The 21,634-nt window shown below is 39.3% G+C and carries 8 protein-coding genes; 1 reads left to right on the top strand and 7 read right to left on the bottom strand.

Annotated elements, in window-relative coordinates:
- Positions 1–7 precede the first annotated feature (7 nt).
- Entirely contained in the window at positions 8–12,733 is a 12,726-nt protein-coding gene (locus BUL40_RS13240; RefSeq protein WP_244901873.1) for a T9SS type B sorting domain-containing protein, read from the bottom strand.
- A gap of 205 nt (positions 12,734–12,938) precedes the next feature.
- On the opposite strand from BUL40_RS13240, the gene BUL40_RS13245 reads away from it, so the two are divergent.
- Complete coding sequence (locus tag BUL40_RS13245) at positions 12,939–14,015, top strand: hypothetical protein (protein WP_080319633.1); 1,077 nt, start codon at positions 12,939–12,941, stop codon at positions 14,013–14,015.
- 33 nt (positions 14,016–14,048) lie between these two features.
- On the opposite strand, the gene BUL40_RS13250 is transcribed toward BUL40_RS13245, so the two are convergent.
- From BUL40_RS13250 to BUL40_RS13275, 6 genes are all read right to left on the bottom strand, one after another.
- On the bottom strand, positions 14,049–15,107 hold the full coding sequence (locus BUL40_RS13250; RefSeq protein ID WP_010517592.1) for a nucleoid-associated protein: 1,059 nt from the start codon (positions 15,105–15,107) through the stop codon (positions 14,049–14,051).
- A 40-nt stretch (positions 15,108–15,147) separates the two neighbouring features.
- On the bottom strand, positions 15,148–15,642 hold the full coding sequence (locus tag BUL40_RS13255) for an IS1096 element passenger TnpR family protein (RefSeq protein ID WP_080319634.1): 495 nt from the start codon (positions 15,640–15,642) through the stop codon (positions 15,148–15,150).
- 26 nt (positions 15,643–15,668) lie between these two features.
- Positions 15,669–16,703 carry a COX15/CtaA family protein gene (locus BUL40_RS13260; RefSeq protein ID WP_080319635.1) on the bottom strand — a complete coding sequence of 345 codons (1,035 nt, stop codon included), beginning with the start codon at positions 16,701–16,703 and terminating at the stop codon, positions 15,669–15,671.
- A gap of 78 nt (positions 16,704–16,781) precedes the next feature.
- On the bottom strand, positions 16,782–18,629 hold the full coding sequence (locus BUL40_RS13265) for an OmpA family protein (protein WP_176465485.1): 1,848 nt from the start codon (positions 18,627–18,629) through the stop codon (positions 16,782–16,784).
- 85 nt (positions 18,630–18,714) lie between these two features.
- Positions 18,715–19,653 (bottom strand): PorP/SprF family type IX secretion system membrane protein, encoded by a 939-nt coding sequence (locus BUL40_RS13270; RefSeq protein WP_010517598.1) that lies wholly within the window; start codon positions 19,651–19,653, stop codon positions 18,715–18,717.
- Positions 19,654–19,678: 25 nt separating this feature from the next.
- On the bottom strand, positions 19,679–21,634 hold a 1,956-nt coding region (locus tag BUL40_RS13275), incomplete at its 5' end, for a T9SS type B sorting domain-containing protein (protein WP_176465486.1).

Raw genomic sequence — 21,634 nt, forward strand, 5'->3', positions numbered from 1 at the left:
TATCATTTTATCGATAAAGGGTAAAGTGGCCTACAAATTCCCTAGTGTCTGCTACTCCGTTTAATCGAATTACATACCAGTAATCACCAGAAGGTAATTCCGTGTTTTGGTAAATACCATCCCAACCATCTTCATTATCTACAAATTTATAGATAGAACGTCCATACCTATCGTAGATATTGATGAATATTTCTGGATAAATTTCAATATTTCGTGGTTTCCAAACGTCATTTCTACCATCGCCGTCTGGTGTAAAGAAATTAGGAATTTCAATATCAATAAACTCCATAAATATTTCTTGGGTTACGCTACAACCATTTTCATCGGTAACCGTAATAGAATAGGTTGCCGTCTCTGTAATGTAAAAGTCCGTTTCGCTGGTTGGGTCTTGACCGTTAAAACTAAAGGTGTAGTTGCCAGATCCACCTATGGCCGTTGCGGTTATCATATTAATATTACCTTCTACAAGTTGTAGCTCTAAAGGTTCAAAAAGTGAAATTTCAAACGGATAAGTGTTTAAACAACCATTGCTATGCATTACGGTTATGTAATGGTCTCCCGCCGTAAGATTGGCAAACGTGCCATCCATTACCATTTCATTTGGATCATCCGTATCCAATCCGTAAAGTACCTCAGGTCTAACTGTTTCATCTTCAAATTCTAAGGTTACGGTATGGTAGGCTTGTCCCAAATCACAATCATAATTTACAATTGCTTGTCCGGCTAAGTTGGCACCGCTTTCTACCTCAAATACCTGAGACATTTCGCATCCATTGGCATCCCTAACAAATACTACGTGCGTACCACTGGGCAGGCTGTTGTATTCTATAGTATCTACTGTAAAATCAGCAGCTGAATTTGAATTTAATGCGGTATAATAGGGGGCGGTACCACCTTCAATAGTCAATGTTACTATACCATCACTACTCCCAAAACAGATTTCATCCTGAACACTTGTGCTAAAAGATAGCTCCTCTGGTTCGGTGATTTCAAACTCGATAACTTCAAAGCATCCGTTATTATCTTGGACTATTATGGTGTAGGAATTTGGTTCTAACTCGTCAAAAACATTTTCGTCAAAGAATTGATTTAAATTCGGTGAAATTGCATATTGATAGTCTCCGGTTCCGCCAGAAACATCCAAAGTTATACTACCATCATCTGCACCATTACATGTTACATTATTTGCCTGGTAGGCTACCGTTAAAGGGGTAGGTTCTGCAATTGTAATCATGGCACTTGCCTCGCAATCTTCACTGGTTACCTGTACGTAGTAGGTTCCAGAAGCTAGGTCTGCAAATAATCCAGTGGCTTGATTTGCCCTTACTTGGGTAGCAAATGTGGCGTCTGTAAATAATGCATATTCATAGTTGCCCAAACCACCATCAGCAGTAGCTTGTATAACAGCCGTACTATCTCCAGCACAATTAACTATGGCAGCGCTATCATCTATTGTTAAGGTCAATGGTTCAATTGCATTAACATTTACCGTATTGGATACCACGGAAACACAATTAAAACTGTCTCTAACATAATATTCATAGCTACCAACGGCAACATTTGTGAATAGGTGCGAGTTAGGTCCATTAGTCTCGTTCATGGGGTTAAAGGTTACACCATCTGTGCTCCACGAGTAAGGTGCCGTACCTCCAGAACCGGTTAATTGTAAAGAAGCTCCATTGTTACATGTCATCATTTGGGCAGTAACCAATTGCCCTTCTACAGAAACCGGTGCAACTATTTCTTCTATTGCGGTTTCAAAAGAACAAGCCATATCATCTTCTACCAAAATACTGTAGAACCCGGCACCAAGATTAACAAAAGAATTACCTATTTGGGAAGGCGTACTTTTTAACAATGTACTTCCAGTACTATCTGAATAAATGTTTAATGTATACCTATAATTGGCGGTAACGTTTCTTGAGCCAACTGTGGCGGTAACAGATGCGTCTAAATCTCCCTCACAAACTAGCGTAGTACTAGAGATACTTGCAGTTATAGGGTCTGGTATTACCAGAGTAAACTCATTATTGTAATTCTGGGTACAACCTAATGCATCCGTTACAGATATAGAAAAAGTACCTGCCTCTAAGTTTTGGAATAGGAAGCTGTTAACATTTGTTTCTGTATAGGTTGTAGCCGTGTTGGTATTAGTTAAGCTAATAGTATACGGGGCCATACCTCCTTGAGGAACAATATTGGCACTACCTTCATTACCATTACAACCTACCTCTACAGTATTTACGGATGCTAGCGCAAGCGCGGCACTTGGTGTGGTAATACTAAACGTTTGCTCCTGAACACATGTTGGTAGGCCAATTTGGTTAACACGTACAAAATAATTGCCTGCGCTAACAGCTATTACAGCCGTAGTTCCCGAACCGGTAAAGGTGCCATTGTCATCCGTTCTTGCCGTTGGTGTGCCATCAGCATTAAAAATCTCCCAAGCATAATCACCCGTATAGGTGGCATCTGTAAAGCTTAGGGTTATACTGCCATCATCTCCATAACAAACCACATCAGACAGTTTATTTACGTCTATATTGAATGTATTTGGAGCTTCAACTGTATGGTTTATATAGATTTCACACCCGGTTGTAATATTACGAACGCCAAACGTATGTGTACCTACACCAAGATTAGCAAATGTATTGGTAAGTTGATAGGTAGCACTTGGTAACTGTCGGAATTCAAAGTTGGTTGGGTTCGTGGTATAATTTGTTATGGTTCCGGCAGCTTCTATGGCGATAGTTTCCCCACCATTAACACAACTTATAGCAGTTATCACATTAATTGCAGGATTCGTATCCAATGCATCAAACGGATTAATGGTTACTGTATGTGTTACAGGTGAAGCACAACCATTGGTATCGTAAACAATAACTTCTACATCACCACCAGCTAGGTCCGTAAAACTATATGTAGTGCTATTGCTGTCTTGTAATACGTTATTAGTGGCATCATCAATAAATACAAAACGTTCATACGATCCACTACCACCAGTAATACTGGACATATCTATAGCTATAATTGCATTATTGGTGTCATTATCTACCGTACATCCAAATTGGTCTATGGTAGGCGTTGCAAAACTTATAACCAGATTTTCTGGAACTGTTACATCTAAAGGTGTAGAAGCACAACCATTTGGTCCGGTTGCGATAACTTGATAATTTCCACCAGGTAAGTTTATAAAAGATTGTGTAGCCCCATCCCAAGTCGCCGTTGCTGGCATAGGGTTAAGCGTGTAGTTCAATGGGTTATTACCATTATTAACCTGAACCAGCTCTATACGGCCATCTTCTGCACCATTACAACTTACAGATGTGGCATTGGCAGAAAAATTGGGTGCTATTGCAGCAGGTACTTCTACTACAAAAGACCTAAAGCATTCCGGATTGGTAGTACTTGCATCGTATACGTTTACCGTGTAACTATCTGCGGTAATGAGTTGTACATTTTGAGGGTTTGTAGTAAGCGCTTGGCGTGGAATAGCAATTCCAGAAGCGCTATCTAAAATTTCAAACTCAAAATTACCAGAACCAGTAGTGGCTTCAATTCTTATTTCTGCTTCATTACCAGGACCACATCCTAGCTGCTGGTCCAAAGTTGCCGTAGCTTGCAGGGTAGGGTGTACCGTAATATTTTCAGTATCTAAACAACCTGTTTGGTCTTTTATGACTACATCATAATTACCGGCAGGAATATTATTGAAAACATTAATAGATTGGAACGTAACACCATTGTCAATAGAATATAGTACCGCACCGTCTGATGACCCTACGTTTATAGTTATAGTTGCATTGGCACTACAATTAGCTATATCTACATTTGAAATGCTTGGAGCCGGTGTAACTGCCATTGTAACATCGCCTAAAGGATAGCTACAACCGTATTGATCTTCTACGCTTATGGTATATAAACCAGGGTCTGAACCAACTGGGATTTCGATTGGGTTGTCATCGGTCGCCGTAAGGCTAAAAGACGAAGGCCCGGTAATCGTATAAAAATACTCACCACCACCACCAGTAATATCTGGTATACTTATTAGACCTGGATTTTCACAGCTGATGTCTCTTAATGAAGTGGGTGTTCCAGTAATAATATCTAATTCTTCTAGGATACTATTTTCACTGGCGCTAATACACTGTGTTGTTCCTCCGGCATCCACTTGTTGTACAACAATATAGTAATCATTTTCTGCTAGATTGGAGATGGTTATAGTATTAGAATAAGGTATGGTGCCAGAACTACTATCAATAACATTATTTGCTATATCGTAAAGGGTCCAAGTCATGTCAGGTTCTGTACTACCATCAGTATCAATAATGGTATACGTAATTTCACCCGTTGTAGCACCATTACATGTAGGAGCTACTTCGGCAGTAATTTCCATAGGTAAAGGTTGCTCGTTATTTACATTTACATTACTTTCTCTTACACAACCTACAGCATCACGCACATAAAAAACATAGGTTCTACCAGGAGTTAAACCTGGGAAAGTGTGTTGTACCCCAGCAGCGAAAGGAGTTGTCCAAGGATTTGTAGGTGCGGAAGGATCAAAATTAGTGGGGTCTTCAGAATATGTATACTCATAAGGCGCAGTACCATCTTGCCCTCTAACACTTACTTGCAGTTCATTACAGTTAATTATAATAGGGAATAAGGTGATATCCAAATCATCTAATGGATATGGAATGGTATACCTTGGTAAATCTGTTTGACAAATTGTAGTGCCACTTCCATCAACCGTTTTTATAGAAGGATAAACTTCATCACCTGATAGATAATCTCTAAATTCATTACTTGTTTGCCAAGTAATTCCCCCATCATCACTAAACATTAAGGTACCTGCCAATGTTAATGGATAGCTTTCAAAATTGAATCCATAATCTGTAGAAGGTCCTGTACAGTCTGATGGTGTTACGCCAAGGATATCCGCCGTCAACTCTACCGGTTCTCCTATAACCACTCTTTCAGGGGTAGATATACACCCTGCGGCATCCGTAATAATTATATCATAGTTGCCGGCAGGTAAGTTATAGTATGTTCTAGTGGTGCTTGCCACCCCAGATTGGGTCTGACTTTTCACACCGTTATCCACATCTACCAATTCGTAGGTAAATGGTGCCATACCGTTGGTGATATTAACTTCAATGCTACCTTCGCCGCCAAAACATGCTGCATCCGTAGGTGTACTTGAATAGCTTAAACTTGGTATGGCTTCTACCTCTTCTGTAACCATAGTTTGGCAATAGCCGGGGTTACCCAAGTTATCTCTTACATAAATATCATAAAGACCAACATTGGCTAAAGGAATATTAACGGTGTTACCTAGTGCAAAATCAGAATCGGAAACAGGGTCACCGTTATTTACAAAGGCGTATAAATACGGTGTGGTGCCTCCGGCAGCAGAGGCCGTTAAACTACCATCTCCACAACTACTTGCATCTGTAACCGCTACCGATAGCGTTAGTGCGGGAGCAATAGTAATGGTTTCTATAGTAGATGTGCAACCAAATTGGTCCTGAACTTCTACTTGATAGGTGCCATTGCTTAAATTGCCAAAAGTATAGGTAAGTGCATTTATTGGGTTTGGCGTTTGCCATGCACCACCGTTGATTCTAAAAGTGTAGTTTCCATTACCATCTCCGGCAGTTGCGGTTACCGTACCATTGTTTTGACCGTCATAACAACTAGTTGCTGATAGATTTAAGGTTGGGGTGCTTGGAGCGGTTACGGTAACCGTTGTGGAAGAAATTACCTCGCATCCTCTATTATCCCTTACACGAACATGGTAATCTCCTGCAGGTACATTTAAGAAAGTGGTAGCAGCGCTAAATGCTCTTACTATAGTATTTGTAGTTGTTTCCAACTGATATTCGTAAGCAGGAGTACCGCCTACAGCAGAAGCTTCCAATGTAGCACCTGTATTAAAGCAAGTAAATTCTGCAGTTTGCTGTAGGTCTGCAACTACCGCATCTGGCGCAGTAAGTGTAATGCTTGTGGGGGCAGTAGCCGTACAGGTGTTATCACTTACCTTTCTTACCATTAAATTGTACGTACCAGCGCTTAATGTTGAAGGGGTAGTAAAGACTGAACTGGTCTCCGTTATCCAACTGGTGCCACCGTCCAACGAATATTCATAACCGGCTGCATCAAAATTTGATACTTCAAAACGAATACTTCCATCCGATGCTCCGTTACAAGTAGGGTCTGTTCCTCCTAAAATGGCTGTTTCAAATGCTTGTCCGGATGCTACGTTAACAATAATATTAGTAGTTTGTTCACAAACCTCAGGAATTTGTACCGCTTGTATATCATCTAAAACAAGGTCGTTACCGTCATTACTATTAACATTATTTCTAAAAACAACGTCAAGGCTGGTATTGGGGCCAGGGTTAAATGTAACTGTACGCTCGTGCCAATCGTTATTGCTCGTATTTTTAGGAATAGCTGCGGTTGCGGTGCTGTAAATTACTGTTCCAGAATTGTCCAGTATTTCTACCAAAACCTCAGGGTTATTGCCTGCATTTCCGGTTTGCATTAAATTATAGGCCCAAAAACTCAATGTAATTTCTCGGTTTGGCAATACTTCTATACCTGTTTTAGACCATAATATATTGTTCAAGGATGGGCTACCTGTATCAGAAAAGGTACTAACATCAATAGCAAAGAAGCGACCATCTGCTAGGCCCGTGTGATCTTGTGGACTCCTTACAAAAGGGGCTGGATTGGTTACAAAATTGGTAACTGTGTATTCGCCGTTGACCAAAATACCTGCAGGACCTCTATTGCAGTTTGTTTGACTGCCATCTTGTGGTTCAAAACAATATTCTGGACCAGCCTCGGCGATTTGTGTACTACTACCCGTACCAAAATTTTCTATAAACAACGTGCTTTGGTCTGGTGTAATCGTTGTGGTATAATCTACGGTTACAGTGTGTTGTCCAGCAGCAACATTCTCAAAGTAATTTTGGTTGGCCGGTGTGTTTGCGGTACCATCCAAACTATAGGTGTAATTAAAATCTGTTGTATTGTCTGTTGAAATGGTTATGATTCCCTCTCCGTTACAATCATAAGTTACAGCGGGTGTTAGGTTAGGGGCAGTAACCGGAGCTGGTACCGTAATTTCCATTGGATATGTACAACCTAGGGCGTCTTGTAATACCAAATTATAATTTCCTGGGCTTAAACGCTGCTCTGTTAGCGTATTAAAATTTGAACCACCATCAAAACTATACAAATATGGAGCCTGACCACCGCTTGGGTTTAAAATTTTAACCAAGGCCTCACCAGAAGGGTCACAAGAAGCGTCTTCTATGATACTAGCAGATGCCAATAATCTAAAAGGCTGGGTAATTTCGTGCTCAATGGTTGTGGTACATGACGTACCATCTGTACCACCACTTGCATCCATGATGGTTATGGTGTATATACCAGCGCTTAAATTGTTAAAGAAATTTTCGTTCTTGAAATTAACACCATCTATGCTATAGCTATACGGAGCTGTACCACCACTTGCGGTAATAGTTAAGGTTGATGATGCTTCATCTGCACACGTCATGTCCGTATTAGACGCGGTAGCTGTAAGTACACCTAAATCATCTAAACGTACACTGTTGGATAACTTATAGCAACCATTATCATCTTTAACTATAAAAACATAGTCGCCATCTTGTCCAGGAACGTAGGTTGCGGGAGTACCCGTATAGCCAAATAAGAAATTGGTATTACTGGTAAAATCGGCTTCTGGTATGCTAGCTTGATCGGTATAATAGGGCGTACCATCTTTACTCCAGATAGCAAATGCATGACCGCTAGTGCCTCCTACAAAACTAAGGTCTATTTGTCCTGGTCTACAAGAAATATGTTCTTGAACAGTTGCGGTTAAAATTAATTCTGGAATCTCGTTAACTGTTACAAACTGCTCGTTTGTACATCCATTGGTGGTTGAGGTAACTACACGGTAATCTCCTGGTGCAACGCCTATGAACGTGTGGGTATTATCCGCTGTAACCAATTCTGATGTTACAAAACTACCAGCTCCGCTATTGCTACCATCATCAATAAATAACTCATAGCTATAATCTGGTAATACGTTTAATGCTTGTATACCAATTGTACCTTGTTCATTACAATCTGCAGGTGTAGTAGTAATGTTAACTTGATAATCCCTTCTTTGTATACCAATGTCCTCTGTTTCAAAAACACAACTATTTTCTATAGGGGTGTTGGTAGACGGGTTTAATTGGGTTACCTGTACCCTGTACGTTCCGTTGGTATCAATATCAAAATTAGGTCCTTGCCCTGCGCTAAATGGTACAGCTATAGCATTATTGGTAACATCAAATAATTGAAAGCCATATCCAGAGCCTACATTGGTTATTCTAATATTACCGTCCGTATCACAGATGATATCATTGGCAATGTAGTCTATATCCAAAGTGTTTTGGAAAACATTAAAATAGAAGCGACTAAAACAACCATTTTGATAAGCAATTACCACACGGTAACTACCACTTTCAGTAATTGTAAAGTTATCTTGAACGGCCAATTGGTCCCACGTACAAGTTCCATTTTTATTTGCACAATCATCACCAACAGAAGAACAAGAAGTTTCATCTAGTTTTTCCCAAGTAATGGAAAGTGCATCTGTAATACCTAATTGGATTGAAGCGGTATCATTAGATCCACACAAGAAGATTTTTGGTAGTAAATCACCATCTACTGAACAAGTAACTATTTCGCCCTGTAAATCATTATCTGGATTGGTATCTGAGTTTACTTGGTTAAAAAAGTCTACAACCGGATTAGTTTGGGTGGTACCAAAACGTTCTACGGTGATTCTTTCTATTTGGTCGTTACAACCATTACCAGCAATTTTTTCTACCAAGTAGTTCCCTATATTGGTAACGTCCATTGTTCTGGGGTCTGTGTCTGGATCACCATCATTTAGAATTGTATCCGCCGCATCAATTACTCCGTTATTGTTGTTGTCCAGTGCCCAAGTATAACTAGTAAACCCTTCACCAGCTGTAAGCGTTACATCATCACCACACAGTTGTACGGTTCTTGCAATATCACAATCCAATAAGGCATTGGCCAAGTTGTTAGAAGCGGTTTCCAATGTGGTAATACAGGCTCCTGCTGGGTTAGAGCCATCTTCGTCTGAAAACGTACTGGTGTTAACAATACCCTGGTAGGTTGCAAATGCTTGGTTTTCTAGTTGTGAAGCACAAGCAGCAACAAATTCAGAACAATCACCATCTATCGTAACTTCAATCTTTATTTTATATTCCGGATCGCCAATTTCTACCAAATTATCAGGAACGGTAAAAGTTACCGTATTGGTTAAGGCATCGTAAGTTTCGGTTACCCCAGGGGCATCCGTATAGTCATAATTGTTAATGGTAACATTATTGGGCAATACGTTTCTAATGGTAAAATTAGTAGCATCGTCATCACCTGTATTTTGGAAACGAATCACATAGTCAAAGGTTTCGCCAAGGCTTAGATCCTGACCATTGATATCTGTTCCTCCTAAATCTTCAGAAGTATTACCCAATATAATTATAGGAGCAAATACTTGCTGGTAAGATGCGGCTATAACTGTTCCATCTGTTGGGTCTACTGCAGGCACTCCTGTTCCGTACTCACCACCATCACCGCCATCTGCGTTGTTATCTTTATAGTATTCATTGGCATCACTACAACCATCACCATCACTATCAAGATCTAAATGGTCTGGAATACCATCTAAATCCGTATCTAGATTGGCACAGAATCCGGTAAAAGACTCAGTATTATAAGCTAAAAAGGCCAAATCTGAGCTTGAAGAGAGTTGTAGTCTTAAAAAGGCAACATCATTTAACCTACCTGCTGGAATATTAAATTCTGATAGTTCAATTGTTGCCAAACGATATTCTCTAACGGTATTGTCGAAGAAAACGCTTCCATTTGCATGGTAAACATCAAGGTTATACGAACCAACAACGGTACCAAGGGCACCTCCGGTAGATGCTTGAACCTGTACGGCATTACCTATTGGAGCTCCAGTGGCATCATAAAGGCTAATAATATGGCCGGCACCTCCGGGTTGTGCAATTTGTGTAAGCATTATATCTGGTATGCCATCACCAACCGTAGCTGCAACTATAGGGTCAATATCATAGGTCCAATCATTACCTACATTTGCAATACCTGTACCCAAATCCAAACCATTTAAGCCATTGGTCAATAACGGATTTAAAGGGTCTGTGGTAGGGTCGTCAACAACGGTTAGGCCCAATGCATTATTTACATCTCCATCATTTAAACTTGCTTCAATGGTTGCTTCTCCATATATATTGCTTGCCGGTGTTAAGGCCATCCAATTAGATTCGGTAGTATTTGTATCTACCAAACCATCATTATTGGTATCTATACCATCAAATAGGCCATTACCATTGGTGTCATATACATCATCGTCAATTACCCCTGTTGAGAAAGTAGTGCCACCAGAAGTAAACGCTAATAGTTCATGCGATAGATTTGGGAAGTTTGGATTTCTAGCGCTAGCAGAACTTCTCCATAAATCATTGTAGTTTGTGTAAATTTCTGTTACAGGACTTCCACCTTGAACGGTAGAAGATGGTGTTGTAAATGTTATATCATTAGAAATGGTACACAATTGTTCTACCGTATCCAAAATTCCATCGTTGTCATCGTCTAAATCCACGCTATCTATAACCCCGTCATTGTCGTAATCATTATGGATTACCAATCGTGCAGACGGAGTATCTGGCGTAATATTGGCGTCTACTTGGTCTTGAGAATTGGTTACTGTATTGGTTAGGTTTAAGAATGGTAAAATAGCAATTTCGTCTGCTTTGACTTCTAAATTTAAAAATGCGTTATCACCGCCATCCAAGGTGCCAATGTTCCAAGTGTTACCGCTAAAACTACCGGTTATAGTTTGTGCGTTTATTAAGGTTAGGCCAGCTGGTATGTTATCTGTGATTTGTAAATTGGTAAGTGGTCCTAAGCCGTTATTGGTAACTTTTATGGTAAAGGTTGCTGTTTCTCCTTCTAGAATTTCTGGTTTATCCACGGATTTTTCTAGAACCACATCTGGATCACAATATAGTGCCTGTAGCGGATTACTATCATAAGTACAAGGCCCCTTGGTACCTCTTAAAAAGTACTCGCCGGCACCCGGGGGTGCATAACTTGGTCCGTTGGCCCCTGGTATTGGTTGTCCGTTTTCGTACCACTGAAAAGCATCAAAATTACTGTTGGTGGCCTCATATATTTCTGAACCTACAAAGCAACCTGTACCCCCTCTAATGGCTAGTGTAACTTCTGGCAATGTGTCAAATCCTGAGAAATACCCAGCTACACCTCTAGCTCCGTTAAAACCAAAAAATCCAATAGCCATGGGGCCAGTGGACTGTACGCTTACATTTCCGTTTAAATTGGCAATGAAAAAGGTTTTCCAATTTGTAGAACCCGCAACAGGTTGGGAAGCAGGTAGCGTTACCGGACCGTTACCGTCTGTTACAACAATATTAGCGTCTGGTGTATTAACTGCGGCAATAATCGTCATTCCTCCGGTTACCAAGCTGCCGGCCATGTTTCGTATGTCTGGAATGTTATCCATGCTATCCGGAAGCAAACAGTTAACCGGGGCTACAAAGTTTAGCCCTTGGGTATATGCTTTTCCGTCTCCACCCATACATTGGTAGGCGTAAACATCTTTTGAAGTTTGTACCAACATATTTGCCCCGGCGGAATTGGAAGAATAAAAAGTGCTAGGAATCATGAAATACTCACCATTATCTATAGTAGCTATTGGTGTAGTATTACCATTCACAAATATTTGTGTATTATCAGCAGTGGCAATAATTTGAGGAAACTCCGTCCAACCATTAGCGTTACCGTTACCACGAATAAATACATATTCCTTGCCTAATCTATTTTCTGGTACTGGCTGATCTATGCCTGCATCCCTGTTTGCTTCGCCAACTTGGCGACCAAAATTTATAGAACCGTTACTAATTACAATATTTTTATCAGCTTCTATAGAGGCACCAATCCAACCGTCTTCATGGGCTTGTGTTGGGCTAGTACCAATGTATGTTTCATAAACAAAAGATTCATTTGCATTTAGAGTTATGGTGTGGAAATCTGCCGTAATACCCGCTCTGTTATTGCCAACCCTAAACTCACATCCTGGATCGTAACCAAAAAGGGTAATGGTTGTGTTATCTTCCGTGGCCATAATACCCAACGTATTAGATTTAGATGCGTGTGCACCTAAATTGGGTACTCCTCCCCATTTAAAACGGGTACCCATGGCTTGTCTACCTTTTGCCGTTAAAGAAGCTGCTTGCGCACTAGAGTTACCGCGATAATTTACATAAAAACGATTGCCGCTTGGCGATTCAAAACGCAAGCCGCTATTGGTTAAAACCGTACCTGTGTTGGCATTATTAACCAAGGTAATATTGTTATCGCCGTCTGCCAGTGTCCACACAGCAGGAGCCGTATTGGAAATGTTAAAGGTTGCTACAGGCGTAGCGTTGGTACCGCGATAAGCATTTACCGTAAAGCTGGTAGGTTCTGGTGTAGACAAGTAAATAGCTTGATCTCTAATACCTGCATTGTTTTGTCCTTGCTTTAAAGGTGGTAAATAATGAAGGTCGCTTAACTGCGCATTGGCTGTCATCCCAATGGTTAATGTAAGAAACAAACTGAAAATTAATCTCAGAAATTGCTGTTGGCCCATGTTTGTATTTGGAGATTAGTTATACGTTACCAAAAAAAACACCAAACAATGGACTGTGCAGATTTATGTTGTAAAGGAGAGGGATTAGTGGTTAAAACCGAGATTTAATGTTGTTACGAATTGGGCGTGATTTTTAAGCGGTTTTGTACCTTTAGACAAAATGTAAGTAATGTCCGACGAAAAATTGATGTCTAAAAAAAAGCCAGCTTTTCCTGTAAATGCCAAGTTAGATGCCTACTTGGGAAAATACAGTAGAAAAATTGAAATACCCATTTTTTATGAAGATTTACTACGTTTTTCTGGTTCCATAGCGGTAGAGGATAGAGAAGGAAATGATACCCTTTGGGTACGGGTTTATTATTCAGAATTTGAAAGGGAAGAGATTGATTTAAGTCTTAAAAAAGTTTACTCTATTTTACATTCAGATGGTAGTGAACGTATTTTAGATTATTTGAATATTGATGCAATTGATTACTGTACTTTTGGTAATTCTAAGCCTTTTAGAATTAAAGTTAGAAATATATTAAACGATAATTACACCCATTTTTACGTAAAAAAGACAGATGCTTCTAGGGTCTACGGCTTAGAACTGGAGCATATGTTGTCTCCTTATAACCTAAACTTTTTAGTGTATAAAGATACTCTTATAGAAGAGCATATAGCCGGTATTCCCGGAGATGAGTTTATAAAGGAAAATTTACCCAAATGTACCGAATCTCAAAAGGCGCAATTGGCAAAAGAATTTGTGAAATTCAATGAACGTTGTATGATTCGCTTACTGGGAGATATGCGTTCTTATAATTATGTTATTGTTCCGGTGCATGATTTTGATCATGTAGTCTATAGAATCCGGGCCATAGATTTTGACCAACAATGTTTTGAAGGTAAGTTCAAGGTGTATCTACCGCAATTTTTTAAAGAAAACAATGCTATGGTAGATTTGGTAACTAAAAAGTTGCAAAACTATAGTGTTGAACAGTATAAGATAGAGGAAAGGTCTATTGTTGCCAAACGTATTTTAAGTTCTGGAAACCGTATTAAACGATTGGTAAACATAGCCAAAACAGATACTATTTCCATACCCGATAATGTGGCTAGATTACAGTCTGAACTTTATGAATTTACCCACGATGTAGAGTTTAAAAAGTGTAAAAAAATGGGACAGGTATTGGCAACGGCCCTTGAATTTGTAAAGCGTAACTATGAGGATGTTAGTATGAAACAGATAATGGAAAAGCGGTTTTAAATCATAGAAATAAAACCGCTTTTTTCAAAGTTTTTAGCTCTTTTGCTCCTTATTAAAATAGACCAAGTAATAATACATTTGCCTTTCTTCGTCCCACCCTTTCTCTACAAATTTTTCTGCAGATTCTGGGTTAATAAAATCCATTTTAATCTGGATATTGGTATCTAGGTTAATTACGTTTTTGATTTTTTTACGCGCATCGCTCACCGCTTTATTGGCAATATCAAAATTGCTTACGTCCTCAATACTATATTTTGGGCCCTTTTCTACCTTGTAGTGCTTAAATTCCGGGATAAGTTCTGGGTTATCCATAACCTCATTTAAAAAACTGGTTTCTTCAAAATTATCGTTCTTGGCAAAATGGTTTACCGCACGGTTCATGAATAAAACTTCTTGCTGCTTATCCTCTGCCGGTAAAACAACATCTTTGGCAAAATTCTGGCAAAATTTCAAGTAGTTTTTGGTGTAAAAATTTTCATCTGTAAGAGGCGATAGCCCTAAAAAGTTTTCTATCCAATATTTGGCATCATAGCGGTTGCTATCTACACTTAATACTTTAAACCCCTCTTCTTTTTCTTGATTAAAAATAAGGCAACCCTTATCTAACTTGTTTATGTTTATTCCTTGCCTAATAACAATGTCCAAATTTTGCTGGTTTTCTTCAAACTCAAGAAAATCATGCTTTAATTCACTTTTAAAGATACCAATGGCGTCCATTTTCTGATTATCCAACACCACATCTGTAAAGTGGGCAATATAAACTTCTCCATTTTTTATATGTGGGTGATTAGATTGGTCAAATAAATGGGTGGTAATTGTTTTGGACTGTTGGTGCGTTCTACTTGGGTCTTCAAAGATGGCAACAGCTGCCTTGTATATTTCGTTAAACTCAACATCTACCTCATTACTAAATCGAAAATAATTTTCTTCTTTTTCACGAAAAGGTTTAAAGAAATACTCTTTTAATAGAGCAGAGATTTCATCATTTAATTTATGGGGTCTTTCCGATAAAAAAATGGGTTCGTTTCTACTTTTATTGCCTACACGGTGCAAAGAAATACTTTCTATTTGAGCAGAATATAAATTGATCATAAGTTGTTAGTGTACAATAAATGTTATGGTTAAAAGGAAATTAATTCCAATTTTCGTCAAAATCCAAGTCGTCATAACTGCCAAAAGAATCATCAAAATCTACAGACTTTTCAGATTCGAAACTCTTTTCAGGAGGTGAGTCTGGCAATTCTCCAAAACTAAACAGCACGTTAGGATAAGAACGCCCGTCTTCTTTATCAACAATGTCTGCCAATTCTATAAAGAACGTCCACATGCTAAAAAAGTCATATACGTATATAAGTTTAGGGTTGTCTTCTGTTAGGACATCATCTAAAGCAGTCTCGTTCATTAACCTAATGTCAGAACCATTTTCGCTCATGTCAAAAAGCGCTATTTCCTCATCTTGGTTCCATTCTTCGTCACAGGTGTAAAAAGATGCCATTTGGTCTCCAAGAAAGCCAAATGCTTGCGTAATTGCATTATGGAAACTCTCTAAAGTAACTTCATGTTCAATCTCTAAGTCTCTAAAAATATCCTCTTCGGCATCTAGGATTATCCTGATTTTATATATCATCCCTTAAAATTTTCAAGGGGGTAAAGTTACAAAGAATTCTTTGCCATCTTAGGTGAATAGACTTTTAAAAACAGATAAAATTGAAGTCCAAAAAGTATAGAAGCCAACACAAGGTGTACCGGTTGGCTCCCAAAGGGAAAATCCACATAATACATTAAAATTCCACTTAAAACCTCAAACCCAATAAGTACCATAATCCAGCTAGTAGCTGGTAATTTCCAGTTGTTTTTTTTAGTTTGCCAGTATATGGCCGCGTTAATTATTAAAACAAGGATAGAAAATGAACGGTGTATGTAAAAGTTAAGGGTAGGAGAGAGCAACCATTGATCCTTGGCATATTCTCCCATAAGTTTAGCTTGTTCGTCTACATACTGTCTTACTTGGGTACCCAATGCAACTTGTACAAAAGTTAATAATAAGGAAAATAGAACAAGAGATTTAAAGGTTTTGCCAAATACAATGTTGTCTTTATTGTCAGAAACCATATGCATTACATAAAGAATGGCGCCCACAATTACTAGGGCCATTAACATATGTAGTGTAATCCTAACCGGGGCTAGTAATGAATACACCACCGTGGCGCCCAACCATGCTTGGAACCCCATGCCCAAAACAATAAACCAAGATAAAAAGGTGATTTTTTTACGGCGTTTCCAAAACCTAAAAGATATAACCGCCATTACTAAAGTGGCCAAACCAGCTAAGGCACCCACCAATCTATTTATATATTCTATCCAAGTGTGCCAAACATTAAATTTAGCATAATCATGTTTGGTATATGGTGCCCAATTTGCACTATTAAAAGTAGTATTGGTCCTAAAATTAGTTTTAGCAACTTGTAGGGTTTCTTGTACAATAATTACTTGCCCTTTTTTGAAATCTCTATTGGGCTGCCATTCCAGAGTTTCAATATCTGTGGGTGGTATGTAATAACCAAAACATTTGGGCCAATCTGGGCATCCCATACCGCTACCCGTCATACGTACAACGGCACCGGCAACGATAACTAGATAGACGAGTATTAGACTTGTTTTGGCTATAGTATAAAAGCTCCTTTCCATAGTAGTAATTGTGTTACAAAAATACCACACTTTTTACTTTGAAAAGGAGCTTGTTTAAAGGTTTGAACCGTTGAAGGATTATTCCATTACAATTAACTCTGATCGTCTGTTTTTATGATTCTCTTCCTTAGAGCAATTGCTCCAAACCGTACAATCATTTACTAGATTTTCTTCGCCATAGAAGTTGATGCTCAGCCTTTGGGCATTAATACCCTGATCAACAAGATACTGCCTAGTAGTCTTTGCTCTGTTTTCAGATAATTTAATATTGTATGCTTTGCTGGCCAAGGCATCTGTGTAGGAACGTATTTGCAGATTTACGGTAGGATTGTCTTTTAGAAATTGAACCGCTTTATCTAACTTGGTAATTGCATCTACTGTTAGATTATATTTATCCAAATCGAATAATATATTCTCTAAATTTAAATAAGCTAGTAGATTGTCCCCAGACTTTGGCAAGACTACCAATGGTTTTAGGGAAATAGTAATTTCTTGCTTTTCTTCATCAGTAATACTATAAGTTGCAGCCCCTTGTTCGTAACCTTCTTTTTGTGCTAAAATATCAAGATTTGCAGCACCACATTTAGGATCAAAAGTTATATAGCCTTCTTGTTCCGTAACCGCACTAAAATTACGCTCCCCAGATATTTCTACGTTTGCTGCATTTAAATAATTACCGTTTTCTATATCTATGACTTTTACAATAAGTTCTTTGCCACAGCTAAATTCTAACGGTTTTACTTGTTGTATGGCATAAATATCATCACTACCCATACCACCACTGCGGTTAGAAGCAAAATAACCTTTTCCGGATTCCGCATCAATAATCATAGAAAAGTCATCTTCTACACTATTTATGGGCATTGCTAAATTGATGATATTACTGAATTCTTCGTTTTCCACTTTCACGGCAAATAGGTCTAAACCTCCTATGCCTGGATGGCCATTAGAAGCAAAATAGAGCACACCGTCTTTTCCAAAATAGGGGTAGGTTTCTGAGCTTTCGGTGTTAATTTTAGGACCTAGGTTTATAGGTTCCCCAAAATTGCCGTTCTCCAAGATGGCTACCTTGTAAATATCTGAATCTCCATAAGTACCTTCTCGGTTAGAAGCAAAATACAACCATTTTCCATCTGGACTCAAGGTAGGGTGGGCGGTAGAAAAATCATCCCCATTAAACGGTAATACCTTTACATTTTTCCATTCACCATCTCTTAATGTAGCGCTGTATATTTTAAGTCTACTTACACCTTCGTCATCTTTTGCAAAACCACCGTTTTTACTATTATTACGTGTAAAATATAGCGTTTGCCCGTCATTACTTAGTACTGGTGATGATTCATGAGTCTTTTTATTAATATTTCTGCTTAGTTTTTCGGGCCCTTCTTTTTGATTGCCCCCAGTTCTATAAATATCCAAGAACGGTCTTGTGTTCCAAGAGTGCGTGTATTTGGTAACCATACCCGTGTCCCTTGCCGAAGCAAATAGCACTTCTTCACCATAAAATGCTGGAGAAAAATCACTTTCCTTTGAATTAAAACCTACTTTCTCAATTTTGAAAGTACCTGCCCTGTTTCCAATTTCTTTTAAATAATCTCTGTTGTTTTCAAAGTTTTTAGCTCTAAGATCATTTTCTTTTAAGCTATAAAACTTTTCCATCCATTGATTGGATTCTTCATATTGTTCAAGAGACTTAAGACTTACCGCATATCTATAGATATACTCTGGGTCGTTATCAAAAGTTTCTTGCTTTATGAGCTGGCCATACCATTTTGCAGCTTCGTCATAATTAGCAATTAAATAATTAGAATTCCCCAACTTTTTCAGCACTTCTTCGTTAGTATACCCTTTAGCTACTAAGTCTTCATAGGAATCTATTGCGTTTACATAGGCGAAAGAGTTGTACTTTTTATCAGCCTTTTTCAAGGATGTTTTTTGTGCATTTCCAAAAAAGCAAGTCAGTAGAAATGCTGCTAGTATGTTATAGTGGTTAATTTTCATATTGTGCTACTTAAAAGAATCTTGGTGTAATTACTTTCTGAATCTTGTTTCTAAATTCATACCTTAAAAATACTTCAAAAGAGCCATCATTGAAACGTTGGCTGCCTAAATCTGTAGTTTCTTTGTCATATGCCAAACCGAGCATTAATTGGTCAGACAACTGAAAACCTGCTAAAGCACTGACCGCGGCATCCCAACGATAGGCTGCACCGGCATAAAATTTATTGTTAAATAGAAAATTAGCCGAAATATCTGCCTGTAAAGGTGCACCCTTAACCGCTTTAAACAAAAAAGCTGGTTTAAACTTAGTTCTGGCACCAATATCAAACACATATCCAGTAATAAAGTATAAATTCATTCTTTCCGTAGCTACATAAGAAGTACTCTCTGCTTCATTATCAAAATGTTCTGTTTGTAGAAAATTTGGTATAGAAAGCCCGGAATAAAAGCGATCCGTATGGTAAAACACTCCAGCACCAAAATTAGGTGAAAACTTATTGTCTATTACTGGTTCGTTACCTGGATCTGTTGATGGGTCATAAACCCTAAGTTTATTAAAATCGATATTTAAAATGTGGCCGCCAGCCTTTAATCCAAAAGACAATTTTCCTTCATAAGATACAGGTATCGTATATGAGGCCGAAGCATCAAAATAGGTATCCTGGTTGGTGCCATTTCCAATTTCATCATTTACCACGGAGAATCCTAGGCCAACCCGCTCAGAAACAGGGGAGTGTAGGTTAAGAGTTTGTGTGTTGGGGGCACCATCTAGACCCACCCATTGAGAACGATGAAGGGCTGCTATACTAAACACACCTCTATTGCCGGCATAGGCTGGATTTATAGAAATTGTGTTATACATGTATTGTGTGTATTGGGCATCTTGTTGGGCCCATAAACCTTGCATTATAAGAAAGGTTATTGCTATTGCTAAATTTATTTTTTTCATGCTGTTTATGCTTAAGGGAACTTTTTTATCTGTTAAGGTATAGGTATCCAGTGCGACTTCTAGCGCTGCCGTCATTTTCATAATTGATGATGTAATAATACACGCCTGCAGGTAGTTCTTCATTGGCTTGGATGGTAACTCTTCCATTAGAAATTCCTTGGAATGAATTACTATCGTTGTCATATCCTTTTGCACTGAACACTTTAACCCCCCATCTATTAAATATTTCAACAGTATTGTTAGGGAACTGTTCAATGTTGATGATTCTAAAGGTGTTTTGTCCTAAAGTTGGGTTCATCAAATCGGATTCAATTTCAATATCACAAGCAGAACCTGCAGGTGGTGTACCACCAGAACTATTACAACCATCTAGTGGGTCGGTTTCATCAATTACTTCCTGACCGTCACTTATACCATCTCCATCAGTATCTGGGTTTTCAGGATCGGTACCAAGATTTGCTTCTTCAGCATTGGTTAATCCATCGGCATCACAATCGCTGACTCCAAGCGGTGTGCCATCAACAGAATCACAATCTTCTAATGGATTGGTATTGTCCAATACTTCTTGACCGTCATTTATACCGTCACCATCCGTGTCCGGATTTAGCGGATCAGTATCTAGACCAACTTCTTCACTATCTAACAATCCATCATTGTCGGTATCGGCATTAAAAGGGTCTGTACCTAAATTAGCTTCCTCTGCATTGGTTAGTCCATCGGCATCACAATCACTCGATTCAAGAGGCGTACCGCTTACAGAGTCACAATCATCTAAAGGATTTGTGCCATCTAATACTTCTTGTCCGTCGTTAATACCGTCACCATCAGAGTCTGGATTATTAGGATCGGTACCAAGAGTTATCTCTTCGTTGTTGTTTAATCCGTCACCATCAGTATCTACAGAAATAGTTACTATACCGGTATTGCTATTGCCTGCATTATCCGTAGCGGTTATATCAATTATATCTTCATCTCCTAGAGTAGGGAAGGTGCCACTTACTGGTGTAGCATTGCCAGTATCAATACTCCAATTACCAGAACTATCTGTTGTTACTATATAGGTAACATCTATAGTTCCATCTCCATCCGTGTCTAATTCAATGGTTAATTGTTCATTGGCATCTCCTAGACCGGTTAAAATAGGCGTAATGTCTATAGTGCTAAAACTATCTACTTCTGGAGTGTTATTGTCCAAAGTAATCGGGTCGTTATCGGTGGCCGGGTTGCCGGCTACGTCGGTCACGTCCGCGGTCACGGTAATGGTACCATTGTCCAATCCTGAGATATCGGCATCGGTTGCCGTCCACGTGTTACCAGCAACGGTAGCCGTAGTGGTAACGGTGTTGGTTCCATCGGAGAAGGTCACGGTCACGATCTGTCCGTCCTCCACATCCGTAGTGGTACCGGAAATGGTCACGTCGTTATCCTCACTGGCGTTCACGATGTTATCGCCTTCGATAGGCAAATCGATATCGATGGTCGGTAAGGTATTGTCCAAAGTAACCGGGTCGTTATCGGTTGCCGGGTTGCCGGCTACGTCGGTCACGTCCGCGGTCACGGTAATGATACCGTTGTCCAATCCAGAGATATCGGCATCCGTGGCCGTCCAGGTATTACCAGAAACGGTAGCCGTAGTGGTAACGGTGTTGGTACCATCGGAGAAGGTAACGGTCACGATTTGTCCGTCCTCCACATCCGTAGTGGTACCGGAAATGGTCACGTCACCATCCTCACTTGCGTTCACGATGTTATCACCTTCGATAGGCGTTGTGATATCTATAGTCGGTAGGGTATTGTCCAAAGTAACCGGGTCGTTATCGGTTGCCGGGTTGCCGGCTACGTCCGTAACATCGGCGGTCACTGTAACGGTACCGTTGTCCAATCCGGAGATATCGGCATCCGTGGCCGTCCAGGTATTACCAGCAACGGTAGCCGTAGTGGTAACGGTGTTGGTACCATCGGAGAAGGTAACGGTCACGAT

This window comes from Croceivirga radicis (assembly GCF_002072105.2).
Classification (GTDB): Bacteria; Bacteroidota; Bacteroidia; order Flavobacteriales; family Flavobacteriaceae; genus Croceivirga; species Croceivirga radicis.